Consider the following 15,766-nt stretch of genomic DNA (forward strand, 5'->3'; position numbering starts at 1 on the left):
CGCGGCATGCGCGACTTCCTTCCCGCCGACAAGGCCCGCCGCGAGCGTGTACTCGCCGTCATCCGGGACCGCTATCGCGCGCACGGGTTCGACGAGATCGAGACCCCGGTGATGGAGGACCACGCGCGCCTGCACGCAGGCATCGGCGGTGACAACGAGAAGCTGGCCTTCAGCGTGCTCAAGCGGGGCCTCGACGCGGACCGGATCCGCGGCTGCGCGGACGATCCGACCGCGCTCAGCGACCTCGGTCTGCGCTACGACCTCACCGTGCCGCTCGCCCGGTTCTACGCCACCCACCGCGCCCAGCTTCCCGCCGTTTTCCGAGCCGTGCAGATCGGCCCGGTGTGGCGGGCCGAACGCCCGCAGAAGGGACGCTACCGTCAGTTCGTCCAGTGCGACATCGACATCATCGGCGACCCGACCGGCCGCGCCGAGGTCGAGTTGATCGCTGCGAGCCTCGACACGCTCGACGCGCTCGGGCTGACCGGCGGCAGCATCCGCATCAACGACCGCAGACTGCTGGACGGGATGCTGGCGGGTTTCGGCTTCACGCCCGACGAGCGACCGGGGGTGCTGATCACGATCGACAAGCTCGACAAGATCGGCCCCGCCGGGGTGGCCGCCGAACTGCGTGACCGCGGCACCTCGGCCAGCGCGGTGGCGGCGTTCGAAGAGTTCCTCGCCCGTGACCGATCCGCCGCGGCCTCCGTCGGCCAGGACGCGATCCGCGCGGCTCTGCCGGACGGCGTCGACGGCGCCGTGGTCGCCGAGCTGGCCGCGATCGCCGATGCGGTCGCAGCGACGCGCGGCGGTGACACGCCGTTGACGTTCGACCCGTTCCTCGTCCGCGGGATGGGCTACTACACCGGCTCGATCTTCGAGCTCGCCCACCCGTCGGCGGGGTATTCGCTCGGCGGCGGCGGCCGTTACGACGGCATGATCGGCAGGTTCCTCGGGGTGGAGGTCCCCGCGGTCGGGTTCTCGATCGGGTTCGAGCGCATCGTGGATCTGGTCGCGGCGATCGGCGACGGCGGGGGAGAGTCCATCGTGCTCGTCCACGACCGCGACGTGCCCGCCGCCGAGGTGGCCGCGCTGAAGGCCGGACTCATCGCCGACGGCGCCCGGGTGCGCCTGGAGCAACGCCCGAAGAACCTCAAGGCGCTGCTGGAGCGGGCATCCGCCGACGGGTACACGGCGTTCGCCACCGTCGCCGCCGGTGCGTCCCGCGCGGACCTAGACCTTCGCCCGCTGTCCTGATCCGGCGCGCCCCCGCGGGGTCGCGGACGGACGGGTGGGACTGGTAGCGTGCCGGTCTCGGCCGCGTACGCAGGGGGCGGCCGGAAGGGAGCTCCGTGAGCCAGACCGACGCCGTCACCGCGCGCCCGCGCGAGGAGTGGACCGGCCAGATCGGATTCATCCTGTCGGCGATCGGGTCCGCCGTCGGGCTCGGCAACATCTGGCGGTTCCCGAGTGTCGCCTACGAGAACGGAGGCGGCGCGTTCCTGATCCCGTACCTCGTGGCGCTGCTGACCGCGGGCATCCCGATCCTCTTCCTCGACTACGCTATCGGTCACCGCTTCCGCGGCGCGGCACCGACCGCGTTCCGCCGACTCGGCGGTCGCGTGGGCAGGTGGATGGAGTCGCTGGGCTGGTTCCAGGTGGCGATCGCGTTCGTCATCGGCTTGTACTACACGGCGGTGGTGGCCTGGGCGCTCAGCTTCTTCGTGTTCTCGTTCGACCTGCGGTGGGGCGACGATCCGCGCACCTTCTTCCTGGTGGACTACCTCGCCGTCAGCGACGCCGGTTTCAGCATGCAGTTCGTGCCGAGCGTTCTCATCCCCCTCGCGATCGTGTGGATCGCCGTGATCGTCGTCCTGGCGTTCGGCGTCGCCCGCGGCCTGCAGCGGGTGAACGTCATCGGGTTGCCGGTGCTGCTGATCGCCTTTGTCATCCTGGTGGTACGGGCGCTGTTGCTGGACGGTGCCGCCGACGGCCTGAACGCCCTGTTCACCCCGAATTTTGCGGCGCTGGCCGACCCGAACGTGTGGATCGCGGCGTACAGCCAGATCTTCTTCTCGCTGTCGATCGCGTTCGGCATCATGATCACCTACGCCTCCTACCGCAAGCGCCGGTCCAACCTCACGACCCCGGGACTGGTCGTGGCGTTCTCGAACTCCTCGTTCGAGATCTTCGCGGGTATCGGCGTTTTCGCCACCCTCGGCTACTTCGCGTTCGAGCAGGGCATCGCCGTGTCGGAACTGGAGGGCATCGCCGGCCCCATCCTGACGTTCGTGACCTTCCCCGCCATCGTCTCGGAGATGCCCGGCGGCGTGATCTTCGGCGTGCTCTTCTTCGGTGCGCTGGCGCTGGCCGGATTCACCTCGCTGGTGTCGGTGCTGCAGGTGGTGTCGGCCGCCGTGCAGGAGAAATTCGGGATCACCGCGCGCTCTGCGGCCCTCATCATCGGCGGGGGATCGGCGGTGCTGTCGATCATCGGGTTCGCCACGACCACGGGACTGATCGCGCTGGACACCGTCGATCAATGGACCAACAACATCGGTGTCGTGCTCTCGGCGATCCTGTCGTCCGTGCTGGTGATCTGGGTGCTGCGGCGCGGTGAGCAGCTGCGCGCGCACCTGAACGCACTGTCGACGTTCCGGGTCGGGCGGATCTGGGTGCTGCTGGTCGGATTGGTGGCACCGGTCGTGCTGGGGTACATGCTCGCGCAACGCGTGATCACCCTCATCGTCGCGGGCTATGAGGACCTTCCCGCCGCCTACCTCGCGGTGGCAGGCTGGGGGACCGTCGTGTTCCTCCTCGTCGCGGCGGTCGTGCTCAAGCTGCTGCCGTGGCGGCACTCGCCGGATGAGTTCACGCCGTGGCCCGCGTTCGAGAAGGAGGCCCGCCGATGACCGGCATCGCACTGACGTTCCTCATCCTCGCGCTCGTGGTCGTGTGGGGCGGGCTGCTGGTGAGCGCACTGTTCCTCGCGCGCCGTCCCGAGGTCGCCGCGTACCCGCCGGGGGGCGACGACGAGCCCCGCGAGAGCGTGGCGCCCATCGAGCACGACACGTGATGCAACCCGGTCTGTGTCTCACGGCGAGCGGTCACTAGACTCGGGTGGCGGACCGACGTCGCTCCCTTTCCACCCCCCTACGAGCAAGGAGTTCCCCTGTGGCATTGATCGAGGCTGTAGGCGCACGCGAGATTCTGGATTCCCGCGGCAACCCGACCGTCGAGGTGGAGGTGCTGCTCGATGACGGCATCGTCCAGCGCGCGGCCGTCCCCTCCGGGGCATCCACCGGCGCCTTCGAGGCGTACGAGCTTCGGGACGGCGACAAAGCCCGCTACGGCGGCAAGGGCGTCCTGAAGGCCGTTACCGCTGTCATCGACGAGCTGGGACCCGCCGTCGAGGGGGTCGAGGCGAGCGAACAGCGTGTCGTCGACGAGATCCTCCTCGCCACCGACGGCACCGACAACAAGGCCCGCTGCGGGGCGAACGCGATTCTCGGCGTCTCGCTCGCGGTGGCCAAGGCCGCCGCCGACAGCGCCGATCTGCCGCTGTTCCGGTACCTCGGCGGGCCGAACGCGCACCTCCTGCCGGTGCCGCTGTTCAACGTCATCAACGGTGGCGAGCACGCCGACAACGGCATCGACATGCAGGAGTTCTTCCTTGCGCCCATCGGGGCCGAGACCTTCTCCGAGTCGCTGCGCTGGGGCACCGAGGTGTACCACGTCCTCAGGGGCGAGCTGAAAGCGGCCGGCTACGCGACCGGGCTCGGCGACGAGGGCGGCTTCGCCCCCGATCTGCCGAGCAACCGCGAAGGCCTGGAGTTCCTGGTCAAGGCGATCGAGAAGGCCGGTTTCACGCCGGGCCGCGACATCGCGCTGGGGCTCGACGTGGCCGCGACGGAGTTCTTCTCCGACGGTGTCTACCGCCTCGACAACAAGGACTGGACCGCCGACGCGCTCACCGATTACTACATCGACCTGGTCGACAGCTTCCCGATCGTCACGATCGAGGATGCCCTGGCCGAGGACGACTGGGACAACTGGACCGCTCTCACCGAGAAGCTCGGCAGCAAGGTGCAGCTGGTCGGTGACGACCTGTTCGTGACCAACCCGCAGCGACTGGCGGACGGGATCGCTCGGCGGGCGGCGAACTCGCTGCTGGTGAAGGTCAATCAGATCGGCACGCTGTCGGAGACGCTCGACGCGATCGAACTCGCGCACCGCTCCGGCTACACCACCATGCTCTCGCACCGCTCCGGCGAGACCGAGGACACCACGATCGCCGATCTGGCGGTGGCGACCAACTCGGGTCAGATCAAAAGTGGCGCGCCGGCGCGCAGCGAACGCGTCGCCAAGTATAATCAGCTTCTGCGTATCGAAGAGGAACTGGGTGACGCGGCCGATTTCGCGGGCCGTTCCGCCTTCCCGCGCTACCAGGGCTGACCGACGACGAGAGGGGGAGCCGTGGCACGACGAACGGCTCCCCCTTCGTCTGCCCGCGCGTCGGCGCGTGAGCGCAGCCCTCGCAGACGGGTCGACGTGCGCGAGTGGGTCGGCGGCATCCGCTTCTCGGCCTTCTCGGCGATCATGCTGGGCCTGGTCGTCCTGGCCGCGTTCGTCCTGGTCCCCACCATCAGCACCTACCTGGATCAGCGGCAGCAGATCACGGCGCTGCAGGAGAGCGTGCGCGTGACCGAGGACCGGGTCGCGGCCCTGGAGGCGGAACGGCAGCGCTGGTCCGACCCGGCCTACATCACGGCGCAGGCGCGGGAACGCCTCTACTACGTGACCCCCGGCGAAGTGGTATACCTCGTCGACAACGACCTGTCCGCCTCCGAGCAGCCGCACGAGCAGGGCGCGGTGAGCGCGGAGGTCGCCGAGACCCGCTCCGACTGGATGTCGCAGCTCCTGCGCTCGGTGACGGGGGCGGGACTGGCGCGCACGGCGACCTCGTCGCCGTGACCGGGTGATCGCGTTCTCCCCGGGGCCGCCCCGGTAGCCTGTACGGGTGCCCGCATCGCTGACTCCCGCATCCGACGCCGACCTCGACGTCATGCGCGCGCAGCTGGGCCGGCCGGTCCGCGGGGTCGTCGGAGTCGCGGCGCGGTGCGCGTGCGGTAACCCGACCGTGGTCGCCACCGAGCCCCGGCTCCCCGATGGCACACCGTTTCCCACCTTCTACTACCTCACCCACCCCGGGGCGACGGCCGCGATGAGCGCGCTGGAGGCCACGCACATCATGCGCGAGCTGGCCCAGGAGCTGGCCGAGGATGAGGAACTGGCTCACGCGTACGGCCGCGCCCACGAGGCGTACCTGGCGGACCGTGGCGCCTACGGGGACGTCCCTGAGATCGCCGGCATCACCGCCGGCGGCATGCCGACGCGTGTCAAGTGCCTGCACGCCCTCGCGGCGCACGCCCTCGCCGCAGGGCCCGGCGTCAATCCGATCGGTGACCGTGCGCTCGCCCTGGCGGACTGGTCGCCGCAGCGGTGCACCTGCCCGAGCGCGGTGCCGTGAGCCGCGCGCTGCGCGTGGCGGCGGCGGTCGCCGTGGCGATCACGGTCCTGACCGGGTCGGCGACGCCCGAGGTCGAACCGGTCATCGCCGAAGACCCGGTGCGGGCCAGCGAGTACTGGCTCGACGACTACGGCATCCGGGCCGCATGGGAGACCACGCGCGGCGCCGGCGTCACGATCGCGGTCATCGACACGGGTGTCGGCCGGGGGCCGGTCGAGTTCTCCGGGGTCGTGGGCGGTGCCGACTTCTCCGGTGTGGGAGCCGAGGACGGGCGCGCGCCGGTGGGGGCGGTCGATGCTAACCACGGCAGCTGGGTAGCCTCGCTGGCCGGTGCACGCGGCACCGGCGCCGACGCCGGCATGATCGGGGTCGCGCCCGAGGCGGAGCTGCTCTCGGTGTCGATCGGGTTCGGCGCGACGTCGTCGATCCCGTTCATCGATCAGGTGGCCGACGCGATGCGCTGGGCGGTCGATCACGGCGCCGACGTCATCAACCTGTCCTTCACGACGAACCAGCTGGATTGGGATGAGCGCTGGGACGACGCGTTCGAGTACGCGTTCGACCACGATGTCGTGGTGGTCGTCGCGGCCGGCAACCGCGGCAGCGGCACCGACGCGGTCGGGGCCCCCGCCACGATCCCCGGCGTCCTGACGGTCGCGGGGGTCGACCGTAGCGCCCGCGCGAGCGTGGAAGCGTCCACGCAGGGCATCACGATCGGAATCTCGGCACCGAGCGAGCAGCTGCGCGGGGTGTCGGCGGACGGACGGGTGGTCGAATGGAACGGCACCAGCGGGGCCGCTCCCATCGTGGCGGGGGTCGCGGCGTTGGTGCGCGCCGCTCATCCTGACCTCGATGCCGACAACGTCATCAACCGGATCATCCGCACCGCCGATCCGGCTGCGGGAGCCACCGCCGTCCCGGATTACAGTTACGGGTACGGTCTGCTCAACGCCGCCGCGGCCGTCGCCGCCGATGTCGCGCTCGTGAACGCCAACCCGATGGGAAGTCTGCACGAGTGGATCCGGGTGTACCGCAGAGCGGAGGTCGTGCCCGGACCGACACCGACACCGACCGCGGTCGAGGTCGATCCGCTGCCGCCGGCCGCGGGGCCGTCGGGGCGGGAGTCGGCGCTGCTGCCCAGCCAGCAGTCACTGCTCTATGGCACAGTGCCGCTGATCGGTCTCACCGGCGCGGCTATACTGGTGGCGCTTGGCGTCACCGCAGCTGCCCGGCGTCTCAGATCCGCGCGTGTTTCCCGCGTGCCCCGTCAGCCGTTGAACCAAGGAGCACTCCCGAAGTGACCACCACCGTGCCAAAGATCCTCATTGTCGGCGGCGGCTACGCCGGCTTCTACACCGCGTGGAAGCTGGAGAAGCACCTGCGCAAGGGTGAAGCCGAGGTGACGATCGTCGACCCGCTGTCCTACATGACGTACCAGCCGTTCCTTCCCGAGGTCGCGGCCGGGCAGATCGAGGCGCGTCACGTGATCGTCGGGCACCGTCGCCACCTGCACAAGACCCGCGTCGTGACCGCGCATGTCACCGGCATCGACCACGCCAACCGGGTGGCGACGATCACGCCGGACGTGGGGGAGCCCTGGCAGGAGGAGTACGACCAGATCGTCGTCACGGCGGGGTCGGTCTCGCGCACCTTCCCGATTCCCGGTATCGCCGACAACGCGATCGGGCTGAAGACGATCGAGGAGGCCGTCGCGATCCGCGACCGCATCCTCACCAACTTCGACCGCGCGTCGAACCTCCCAGCCGGCCCCGAGCGGGACCGGCTGCTGACCGTCGTGGTCGTCGGCGGCGGGTTCGCCGGCATCGAGATCTTCGCGGAGACGCGTGCGCTGGCCTCGTCGCTCCTGCAGGAGTACCCGCAGCTACGTTTCGAGGACACCCACTTCCACCTCATCGAGGCGACCGGGCGCATCATGCCCGAGGTGCAGCCCGACACGGCGGACTGGGTCATGAAGGACCTCGGCAAGCGCGGCGCCGCCATCCACCTCGACACACAGGTGACCGGCGCCGTCGACGGCAACGTCGAACTGTCCACGGGCGAAGTCATCCCCACGGACCTCATCGTCTGGACGGCCGGTGTGATGGCCAACCCCACCGTCGTGCGCGGCGGCGACCTCCCCGTCGAGGAGCGCGGGCGCATCCAGACGCGCGCGGACCTTCGTGTCGGCACCGACGACGACATCGTCGACGGTGCGTGGGCAGCCGGTGACGTCGCGGCCGTCCCCGACCTCAGTGGCGGCGGCGTCGGCGGGTTCTGCGTGCCCAACGCCCAGCACGCCGTGCGTCAGGCCAAGCGGATGGCCAAGAACATCATCGCGGTCCTGCGCGGCGAACAGCCCCAGGACTACTTCCACAAGAATATGGGCGCCGTCGCGGGCCTCGGACTGTACCACGGTGTCTTCCAGTCCGGTGGTATCGCACTGAAGGGCTTCCTCGCATGGTGCGCGCACCGCGGCTACCACGGGCTTGCGATGCCGACGTGGGAACGCAAATGGCGCGTGATGGGCGACTGGTGGCAGAACTTCTGGCTGGGCCGCGACAACGCGACGCTGCAGTCGGTGCAGAGTCCGCGCTACGTTTTCGAAGAGTTCGCCGCGCGCCCGCGGCCGGCCGAGCCGAAGGCTTCCGAGGAGAAGAAGACCGCGGCCCCGGTCAGCTGAGCTCTCGCTGCGGCTAGGGTGGGGCCTGGGCCCCCGTAGCCCAATGGCAGAGGCAGGCGACTTAAAATCGCTTCAGTCTGGGTTCGAGTCCCAGCGGGGGCACTTTGAGGCACCTCGCCGTGCGCGGGGTGGGGAACGGCTGGGAGTGCGCCGGACCGTCACGACGCCTTCGTCCCGCCGGATAACATTGTGTGTCGGGTATTGGGAGGAGTGCTATGGACTGGTTGATCCCCGTCCTGATCATCGTCGTGCTTGCGGTGATCGTCGGAATCTACCTGTGGGCGACGTACAACTCGCTCGTCTCGCTCAACGTGCGCGTCGAGGAGTCCTGGCGCGACATCACGGTGCAGCTCAAGCGACGGGCCGACCTGCTGCCGAATCTGATCGAGACGGTCAAGGGGTACGCGGCGCACGAGAAGGCGGTGTTCGAGAACGTCACCAGGGCCCGCGCCGAAACACTCGCCGCCACGACACCCGGGGATGCCGGGGTGGCCGAAGGTCATCTGCAGCAAGCGCTGAAATCGCTGTTCGCAGTCGCCGAGGCCTACCCGCAACTGCAGGCCAGTCAGAACTTCCTGCAGTTGCAGCAGGCGGTCGTCGACACCGAGGACAAGATCCAGGCGTCCCGCCGCTTCTACAACGGCGGTGTGCGAGAGTTGAACACCAAGATCAAGGTTTTCCCGAACAACCTCTTCGCACGCCGTCTCGGGTTCGGTGAACGCGAGTTCTTCGAGGTCGTCGACGGCGCCGCGATCGCCGAACCGCCGCGCATCCAGTTCTGAGGGGTCCGCGGGCTCAACGCTCGCGGTCGTGGCGTGCCGTCGCGGTGCCGAGCGCCGCGGCGAGTTCGTCGGCCGCGTCGCCCCAGCGCCCCACCGAGACCTCCGCCAGTTGCTGCCACCGGCCCGCGTCGCGCAGGTGGGCAGCCAGCCGCTCACCGGCATCGGCGGGCCGGGCGCCCGGTTCCCACCACGCCGACTGCACCAAGAGGGTCGAGCGCCGGCGGTCGGCCTTCAGGTCGACGCGTCCGACCAGGGCATCGTCCATCAGCACCGGGAGCGAGTAGTACCCGAACCGGCGCTTGTGGGCGGGGGTGTAGATCTCGATGCGGTAATCGAAACCGAACACCCGCTCCGCGCGATCACGGAACCACACCACGGGGTCGAACGGGGTCAGGATCGTCGTGACCGACACGCGCCGGGGCCGGGTGGCGTCGCGGTGCCGCCACGCGGGCACCGGGCGGCCGGCGCGCGTCCATCCGGCCACCGTCACCGGCTCCAGGTCGCCCACGTCGACGAGCTCACCGATCGCGGCCGCGACCGCGGCGCGGTCCCGCAGGCGCCAGTAGTCGGAGATGTCGGCTGCCGTCGCGATCCCGTGGGCTGCGGCGGCCCGCCCGACGAGTTCGCGGACCGCTTCGGCGGCGGGAACCGGCGTCCGCTCGGCATCGCTGAGGACGTGCTCGGCGAGGGCATACATGCGTTCGAAGCCGCGTCGCCCCGCGATCGCGACCTCACCGATCAGCCACAGGTGCTCCAGGGATTGCTTGACGACGTCCCAGTCCCACCACGCCCCTTTCGCCCGCCGGCGCAGGTCGTGGTCGAACTGGGCCGGGCGCAGCGGGCCGCGGTCGGCGAGCTCGGCGCGCACCCAGTCGACGATGTCGCCGTGGCGGGCCACGAAGCCGTCCGGACGTGCGAACCGCTCGCGCCACTCCTGCATGCGGAAGGCGAACAGGCCCCAATCCTCCCGCGGGACGAACGCGGCCACGTGCGCCCAGTACTCGACCCACGGGGCCCCGCGGCGAAACAGCAGGCGATCGAGCGCCGCCGGGTCGTACCCTCCCACACGCGAGTACAGCGGCAGGTAGTGCGACCGGGCGAACACGTTCACCGAGTCGATCTGCAGTGTCTTCAGGCGCCCCAGTGCGCTGCGCAATCGCCGGGTCCCCGCGGGGGTGGCGGACGGGGTCTTACCGAACCCCTGCGCGGCCAGGGCGATGCGGCGCGCGTCGGCGGCGCTGAGGGTGGTGGGCACGGCCACCACGGTAGCGTCAGGCTCCGACACATGCCCGGCTCGGCACGTGCGCGCGCCTAGACTGGCGGGATGAGCGGCTCCGAAGAACACCCCCGCCGCGGGCTGTTCCAGACGGGGCGTGCACGCACCGACGGCGAGAGCGGGGACCTCGTTCCCCGCGGCCTGCGGGTCTCGGCATCCTATGCCTGGCGGTTCCTCGTGATCGCTGCCGCGATCGGGATCGGGGTGTGGCTGGTCATTCAGCTCAAGCTCCTGATCGTCCCGCTGCTGATCGCCATCCTGGTCACCGCCCTCGTCTGGCCGGCCTTCACGATGATGCTGCGACACCGCGTCCCGCGCTGGGCTGCGATCGTCATCGCCGTACTGGGGACGATCGCCGTGATCGTCGGGCTGCTGTGGCTGGCGATCTGGCAGATCACCCGCGAGGCCGCGTCGGTGCGCGAGCGCACGACCGGGGCGGTCGATCAGCTGCGGACCTACCTCATCGACGGACCGCTTCACCTCACCCCCGCCCAGATCGACGGGCTCCTCGGGCAGGGCTGGGCCTTCCTGCAGCAGCAGGCGGAACTGCTGTGGACGGGTGCCCTGGCCATCGGCAGCACGCTGGGCCACGTCGTCACCGGCACCCTGCTGGCGATCTTCATCCTGCTGTGCACCCTCGCCGACGGTGCCGGCATCTGGAAGTGGACGGTGCGACTGTTCCCCAAGCGGTCGCGGCGTGCCGTGGACGGTGCCGGCCGCGCGGGGTGGCGCACCGTCGTCAACTACGCGCGCACGCAGCTGCTGGTGGCCACGATCGATGCCATCGGCATCGGCATCGGTGCGTTCCTCCTGGGCGTGCCGCTGGCGATCCCGGTGGCCGTGCTCGTCTTCCTGGGCGCGTTCATCCCGTTCGTCGGGGCCGTCGTCACCGGCGCGCTCGCCGTGTTCCTCGCACTCGTGTACAACGGGCCGTGGATCGCGCTGTGGATGCTGGTTGTCGTCCTCGGCGTGCAACAGCTCGAAGGGCACATTCTGCAACCGCTGCTGATGGGGGCGGCCGTGAAGGTCCACCCGCTGGCGGTCGTGCTGGTCGTCGCCGGCGGCGCGATGGTCGCGGGCATCCCGGGCGCCCTTTTCGCCGTCCCGCTGGCCGCGTTCGTCAACGTCGTGTGGGTCTACCTCTCACGCCGGGAATGGGAGACCGGTGCGCCTCCCGACGCCGACGATCTGATCTGGAGCACCGTCCCACGCCGTAGGAGGAAACCCGCGTGACACACCCCACCCTGGCGGAGTTCGATGCGGCGGCAGCGTTCTTGAACGGCGTGATCGCCGCGACGCCGGTCGACCAGTCCGACCATCTCACCGCGCTGCTCGGTCATCCGGTCTACCTAAAGCTGGAGAACCTGCAGCGGACGGGGTCGTTCAAGATCCGCGGTGCGGCCTACCGGCTGTCGCGACTGACCGAGGAGGAGCGCGCGCGCGGTGTGGTCGCGGCATCCGCCGGGAACCACGCTCAGGGGGTCGCGCTGGCGGCCCAGAAGCTCGGCATTCCGGCGACCATCTTCATGCCGCTGGGCGTGCCCGTTCCGAAGCTGCTGGCCACCCGCGGCTACGGGGCGGACGTCGTGCTGGAGGGGGAGACCTTCGAGACGCCGATGCGGCTTGCGACGGAGTTCGCCGCGCGCACCGGCGCCGTGCTCATCCACCCGTTCGACCACCGCGACGTGATGATCGGGCAGGGCACGCTCGGTCTGGAACTGTTCGACGCGGTGCCCGACGTGGAGACCGTGGTGGTCGGTGTCGGCGGCGGTGGCCTGCTCGCCGGCGTCGCCGCCGCGGTGAAGGCGCGCGCGGCCGCGGCGGGCCGCACCGTGCGCGTGATCGGCGTGCAGGCCGAGAACTCGGCCGCCTACCCGCCATCCCTCGCCGCGGGGGAGCCGGTCACCGTCGACACGATCCCCACGATCGCGGACGGCATCGCCGTCGCCCGCCCCGGAGACGAGCCGTTCGCGGTGATCAAGGACCTCGTCGACGACATCGTCACCGTCACCGACGACGACATCGCCCGCGCACTGCTGGTGTTGCTGGAGCGCGCCAAGCAGGTGGTCGAGCCGGCCGGTGCGGTCGGGGTCGCCGCCATCCTCGCCGGAAAGGTCGCTGCGGCCGGTCCGACGGTCGCGATCCTCTCCGGCGGCAACATCGACCCGCTGTTGCTGCAGCGGGTCGTGGCGCACGGACTGGCCGCCTCCGGCCGCTACATGACGATCCAGATTCCGCTGCCGGACCGTCCCGGGCAGTTGGCGCGGGTATCGGAACTGCTCGCCGTCGCCGGTGCGAACGTCATCGAGGCGCTGCACACCCGTCACGGCCAGGGCATGCAGATCAGCGAGGTGATCCTGCAGCTGAGCGTGGAGACCCGCGGCGAGGAGCACCGCGCGCGGACCATCGAGATCCTCGAGGACGCCGGCTTCCACCCGCGAGTCATGCCGGACTGACCGGCGACCCGATCAGCCGGTGGAGGTGGCGACCTTCACGATCTTGACGGCGATCTCGCGTCCGTTGGGCGCGGTGTACGAGCCCTCGTCGCCTTCCTTGAGCCCGAGGATGGCCGCGCCCAGCGGCGAGGCCTCGCTGTAGACGTCGAGGTCGGTGCCCGCGGCGATCTCGCGGTTGCCGAGGAGGAAAACCTCCTCGTCGCCGGCGATGACGGCGGTGACGACGGTGCCGGGTTCGACGACCCCGGTCGAGGTGGGCGCTTCGCCGACCTTGGCGTTTTTCAGCAGGTGCTGCAGCGTGCGGATGCGCGCTTCCTGCTTGCCCTGCTCGTCCTTGGCGGCGTGGTACCCACCGTTCTCCTTGAGGTCGCCCTCCTCGCGAGCCGCCTCGATGCGTTTGGCGATCTCTTCGCGCCCCGTCGTCGAGAGCTGTTCGAGCTCGTCGACGAGCCGGTCGTAGGCGTCCTGCGTGAGGAACGTCACCTGTGTGTCGCTGGCCACGTCGTCTCCTTGTGGGTCGTGAGTGGTGGGTCGTGCATAAGCCGAACGCCCCGGCATCAGGCCGAGGCGTGCAAGTGGCCCCAGTTTAGAGCATCCAGCAGGAGGTGGCCAAACCGGTCGTGGCCTGCGCCGTGGTGGGAATCGTCTCGATGTAGCGGGCGGACGCGGTGTCGCGGCCCGGGTACTCGATGACCCGCCAGCCCACGATTCCGTGCTCCTCGTCCTGCGCTTCGATCGCGCACGCGACGGCCGTTCCGGGCGTCGTGGTGATCTGGAAGTCGACGGTCACGGTGTGTTCGTCGACCGTCTCGAAACCGAGCGTGTCGACGTCGACGGCGCGTAGCGCCGTGCTGACGGTCGACCACGACACGAACCCGAGCAGGGCGACGGCCACGACGCCGACGAGGACCCACCACAGCCGCTGCCGGATGCCGGAGCGCCGACGGCCGTAGCGATCGTCGAGGCGTTCGGCGGTGGTCTGGGTCGTGCTCATCGTGTCCTTCGCGCGCATTAGGCTGGTGGTTCCAGGCTAGGCGCTCGCGGAACGGATCGAACACACATGGCACCTTTGATCTGGTCGGCGGTCACTCCCACGCCGACTCCGACCATCGATCCCGAACAGGTCACCCCGGGCTTCGTCGGGTTCGCGGCCATCGCGATCTTGGCGGTCGCGGTCGTGTTCCTGCTGATCGACATGCTGCGGCGGGTGCGTCGGGGCCGGTACCGCCTGGAGATCGCGGAGCAGCTGGACGAGGAGCTCGCGCAGGGACGTGACGCCGGTGAGCAGGATGCCGGCGACGTCACCCCGGTTGACCCAGCGAAGGACTGAGCGGCGCCAGCCCGATCAGCAGGCATGCGGTCCAGTGGCAGAGGAACGCCAGCACCGTGCACACATGGAAGATCTCGTGGAAGCCGAAGTGTCCGGGCCACGGGTTGGGTCGCTTCATGCCGTAGACGACGGCTCCGGCGGTGTACAGCAGACCACCGACGATGACCAGGACCATCATCGCGATGTTCGCCTGGAGCAGATCGACGATGTACATGACCGCCGCCCACCCCAGCAGCAGGTACAGCGCGACGTAGAGCCACCGCGGCGCGTGGATCCAGAACACGCGGAAGGCGATGCCCAGGATCGCGCCGGACCACACCAGGACCAGCAGGAGCGACCCCTTCCCAGGAGGGAGCGCCAGCACCGCGATCGGCGTGTAGGTCCCGGCGATGAGCAGCAGGATGTTGGCGTGGTCGATACGTTTGAGGACCACCTTGGTGCGCGCGCTCCAGTCGAACCGGTGATACAGCGCCGAGTTCCCGAACAGCAGCATCGACGTCGCCATGAACACCGCGGCGGCCCACTTTCCCGGTGTCCCCATCGTCAGCGCGATCAGCACGATCCCCGCGGCGATCGACACCGGGAAGGTCGCGGCGTGGATCCACCCGCGCCATGAGGGACGCGCCTCGCGCTCCGCGCGGGTGGCTGCCGCCTCGATCAACGGGAGCTGAGGCATCTCGGCGCCGTCGTCGGCCAGGTGCTGTGTCACCTAGAACAGACTACGCGTCGAGGCATGCTTCGCGGTCCATATGCGCCGGCGGCGTCGGCTAGCGTAGAGGGGTGGCGCGAGAAGCTTCCGGAAGAGGACGGGGCTTGCTGTACCGGCTCTACGGATCGCGTCTGCGCCGCAGGCTGAAACCGCAGATGGTGCCGTACCACGTCGCGATGATGATCGATGGCAACCGCCGCTGGGCGCGCCTGGCTGGCTACCCCACGGCGGCGGACGGCCACCGCGCGGGTGCCGCGAAGATGCACGAGTTCTTGCGGTGGTGCGACGACCTGGGCATCCGGGTGGTGTCGCTGTACCTGCTGTCGACCGACAACCTCCGCAAACGCGATTCGAGAGAGCTCGCCGACCTGATCGAGATCATCGCCGAGCTCGCCGACGAGCTCGCCGACGAGCCGGGCTGGCGGGTGCAGCACGTGGGCCGCGCCGACCTGCTGCCCGCGGACCTCGCCGCCGCCCTGCGCCGCGCACAGGACAGCACCGCGGGCAACAGCGGACTGCACGTCAACCTCGCCGTCGGCTATGGCGGACGTGGCGAGATCGTGGACGCGGTGCGCAGCATCATCGCCCAGCACCACGAAGACGGCGGTTCGCTGGAGCAGCTCGCCGCGAGCCTGACCCCCGAGCAGATCGGCGAGCACCTCTACACCGGCGGACAGCCGGACCCCGACCTGGTCATCCGCACGTCGGGGGAGCAACGGCTGAGCGACTTCCTGCTGTGGCAGTCGGCTCACAGCGAGTTCTACTTCGTCGAAGCCCTCGGCCCCGACCTGCGCGAAGTCGACTTCCTGCGCGCCATTCGCGACTTCGCCAAGCGCGACCGCCGCTACGGCGGGTGACACCAGCCGTCCCCGGGAGTTAACGCCAATACCGTTGAATTAGGGGTTGGAGGTTTACGCTGGGGGTATGCCTCGTTCTGGGTGGCGGAAGCCAGTGTCGGATTCTCGGTTGTCGGATGCGGTGTCGGTGGGGGTGCTCACGCGGG

At 69.7% G+C, this 15,766-nt stretch carries 17 protein-coding genes and 1 tRNA gene; 14 read left to right on the forward strand and 4 right to left on the reverse strand.

Features of this window, described 5'->3' with window-relative positions; all coding sequences use genetic code 11:
• Window positions 1-6 precede the first annotated feature (6 nt).
• The 10 genes from hisS (at window position 7) to ACK5KK_RS11855 (ending at window position 8,992) form a co-directional block, all read left to right on the forward strand.
• The gene (hisS, locus tag ACK5KK_RS11810; protein ID WP_416890294.1) at window positions 7-1,257 is read left to right on the forward strand and encodes a histidine--tRNA ligase; all 1,251 of its coding nucleotides are present in this window, start codon (window positions 7-9) and stop codon (window positions 1,255-1,257) included.
• Between the two features lie 95 nt (window positions 1,258-1,352).
• Complete coding sequence (locus ACK5KK_RS11815) at window positions 1,353-2,912, forward strand: sodium-dependent transporter (protein ID WP_416890277.1); 1,560 nt, start codon at window positions 1,353-1,355, stop codon at window positions 2,910-2,912.
• Complete coding sequence (locus ACK5KK_RS11820) at window positions 2,909-3,076, forward strand: methionine/alanine import family NSS transporter small subunit (protein WP_416890278.1); 168 nt, start codon at window positions 2,909-2,911, stop codon at window positions 3,074-3,076. The genes ACK5KK_RS11815 and ACK5KK_RS11820 overlap by 4 nt, the downstream gene beginning before the upstream one ends.
• Window positions 3,077-3,174: 98 nt before the next feature.
• Complete coding sequence (eno, locus tag ACK5KK_RS11825; RefSeq protein WP_416890279.1) at window positions 3,175-4,455, forward strand: phosphopyruvate hydratase; 1,281 nt, start codon at window positions 3,175-3,177, stop codon at window positions 4,453-4,455.
• Between the two features lie 96 nt (window positions 4,456-4,551).
• A complete protein-coding gene (locus ACK5KK_RS11830; RefSeq protein WP_416890280.1) occupies window positions 4,552-4,974 on the forward strand; it encodes an FtsB family cell division protein in 423 nt (140 codons plus the stop codon).
• A 91-nt stretch (window positions 4,975-5,065) separates the two neighbouring features.
• Window positions 5,066-5,530, forward strand: coding sequence for a DUF501 domain-containing protein (locus ACK5KK_RS11835; protein WP_416890295.1), 465 nt, complete (start codon window positions 5,066-5,068; stop codon window positions 5,528-5,530).
• Window positions 5,527-6,831, forward strand: a complete 1,305-nt coding sequence (locus ACK5KK_RS11840; RefSeq protein WP_416890281.1) for a S8 family peptidase — start codon at window positions 5,527-5,529, stop codon at window positions 6,829-6,831. Before ACK5KK_RS11835 ends, ACK5KK_RS11840 begins: the two co-directional genes overlap by 4 nt.
• On the forward strand, window positions 6,828-8,210 hold the full coding sequence (locus tag ACK5KK_RS11845; protein ID WP_416890282.1) for an NAD(P)/FAD-dependent oxidoreductase: 1,383 nt from the start codon (window positions 6,828-6,830) through the stop codon (window positions 8,208-8,210). Before ACK5KK_RS11840 ends, ACK5KK_RS11845 begins: the two co-directional genes overlap by 4 nt.
• A gap of 29 nt (window positions 8,211-8,239) precedes the next feature.
• Window positions 8,240-8,312: transfer RNA gene (locus ACK5KK_RS11850), tRNA-Leu, on the forward strand.
• A 113-nt stretch (window positions 8,313-8,425) separates the two neighbouring features.
• The gene (locus ACK5KK_RS11855; protein WP_416890283.1) at window positions 8,426-8,992 is read left to right on the forward strand and encodes a LemA family protein; all 567 of its coding nucleotides are present in this window, start codon (window positions 8,426-8,428) and stop codon (window positions 8,990-8,992) included.
• 13 nt (window positions 8,993-9,005) lie between these two features.
• Here ACK5KK_RS11855 and ACK5KK_RS11860 read toward each other — a convergent pair whose 3' ends face one another.
• Window positions 9,006-10,247, reverse strand: a complete 1,242-nt coding sequence (locus ACK5KK_RS11860; RefSeq protein ID WP_416890284.1) for a winged helix-turn-helix domain-containing protein — start codon at window positions 10,245-10,247, stop codon at window positions 9,006-9,008.
• A gap of 69 nt (window positions 10,248-10,316) precedes the next feature.
• Here ACK5KK_RS11860 and ACK5KK_RS11865 point away from each other — a divergent pair, with 69 nt between their 5' ends.
• Entirely contained in the window at window positions 10,317-11,501 is a 1,185-nt protein-coding gene (locus tag ACK5KK_RS11865) for an AI-2E family transporter (protein WP_416890285.1), read from the forward strand.
• Complete coding sequence (gene ilvA / locus ACK5KK_RS11870) at window positions 11,498-12,724, forward strand: threonine ammonia-lyase (RefSeq protein WP_416890286.1); 1,227 nt, start codon at window positions 11,498-11,500, stop codon at window positions 12,722-12,724. The genes ACK5KK_RS11865 and ilvA overlap by 4 nt, the downstream gene beginning before the upstream one ends.
• 12 nt (window positions 12,725-12,736) lie before the next feature.
• Here ilvA and greA read toward each other — a convergent pair whose 3' ends face one another.
• Complete coding sequence (gene greA / locus ACK5KK_RS11875; RefSeq protein WP_416890287.1) at window positions 12,737-13,225, reverse strand: transcription elongation factor GreA; 489 nt, start codon at window positions 13,223-13,225, stop codon at window positions 12,737-12,739.
• An 85-nt stretch (window positions 13,226-13,310) separates the two neighbouring features.
• Window positions 13,311-13,718 carry a DUF4307 domain-containing protein gene (locus tag ACK5KK_RS11880; RefSeq protein WP_416890288.1) on the reverse strand — a complete coding sequence of 136 codons (408 nt, stop codon included), beginning with the start codon at window positions 13,716-13,718 and terminating at the stop codon, window positions 13,311-13,313.
• 66 nt (window positions 13,719-13,784) lie between these two features.
• Between ACK5KK_RS11880 and ACK5KK_RS11885 the strand changes: the two genes are divergently transcribed.
• Window positions 13,785-14,054 (forward strand): hypothetical protein, encoded by a 270-nt coding sequence (locus ACK5KK_RS11885; protein ID WP_416890289.1) that lies wholly within the window; start codon window positions 13,785-13,787, stop codon window positions 14,052-14,054.
• Here the strand turns inward: ACK5KK_RS11885 and trhA are convergent.
• Window positions 14,026-14,730 (reverse strand): PAQR family membrane homeostasis protein TrhA, encoded by a 705-nt coding sequence (gene trhA, locus ACK5KK_RS11890; RefSeq protein WP_416890296.1) that lies wholly within the window; start codon window positions 14,728-14,730, stop codon window positions 14,026-14,028. The two genes, ACK5KK_RS11885 and trhA, sit on opposite strands and share 29 nt — an antisense overlap.
• 104 nt (window positions 14,731-14,834) lie before the next feature.
• On the opposite strand from trhA, the gene ACK5KK_RS11895 reads away from it, so the two are divergent.
• On the forward strand, window positions 14,835-15,620 hold the full coding sequence (locus tag ACK5KK_RS11895; protein ID WP_416890290.1) for an isoprenyl transferase: 786 nt from the start codon (window positions 14,835-14,837) through the stop codon (window positions 15,618-15,620).
• Window positions 15,621-15,766 lie beyond the last annotated feature (146 nt).

Origin of the sequence: Microbacterium sp., assembly GCF_047972865.1 — a bacterium.
Classification (GTDB): domain Bacteria; phylum Actinomycetota; class Actinomycetes; order Actinomycetales; family Microbacteriaceae; genus Microbacterium.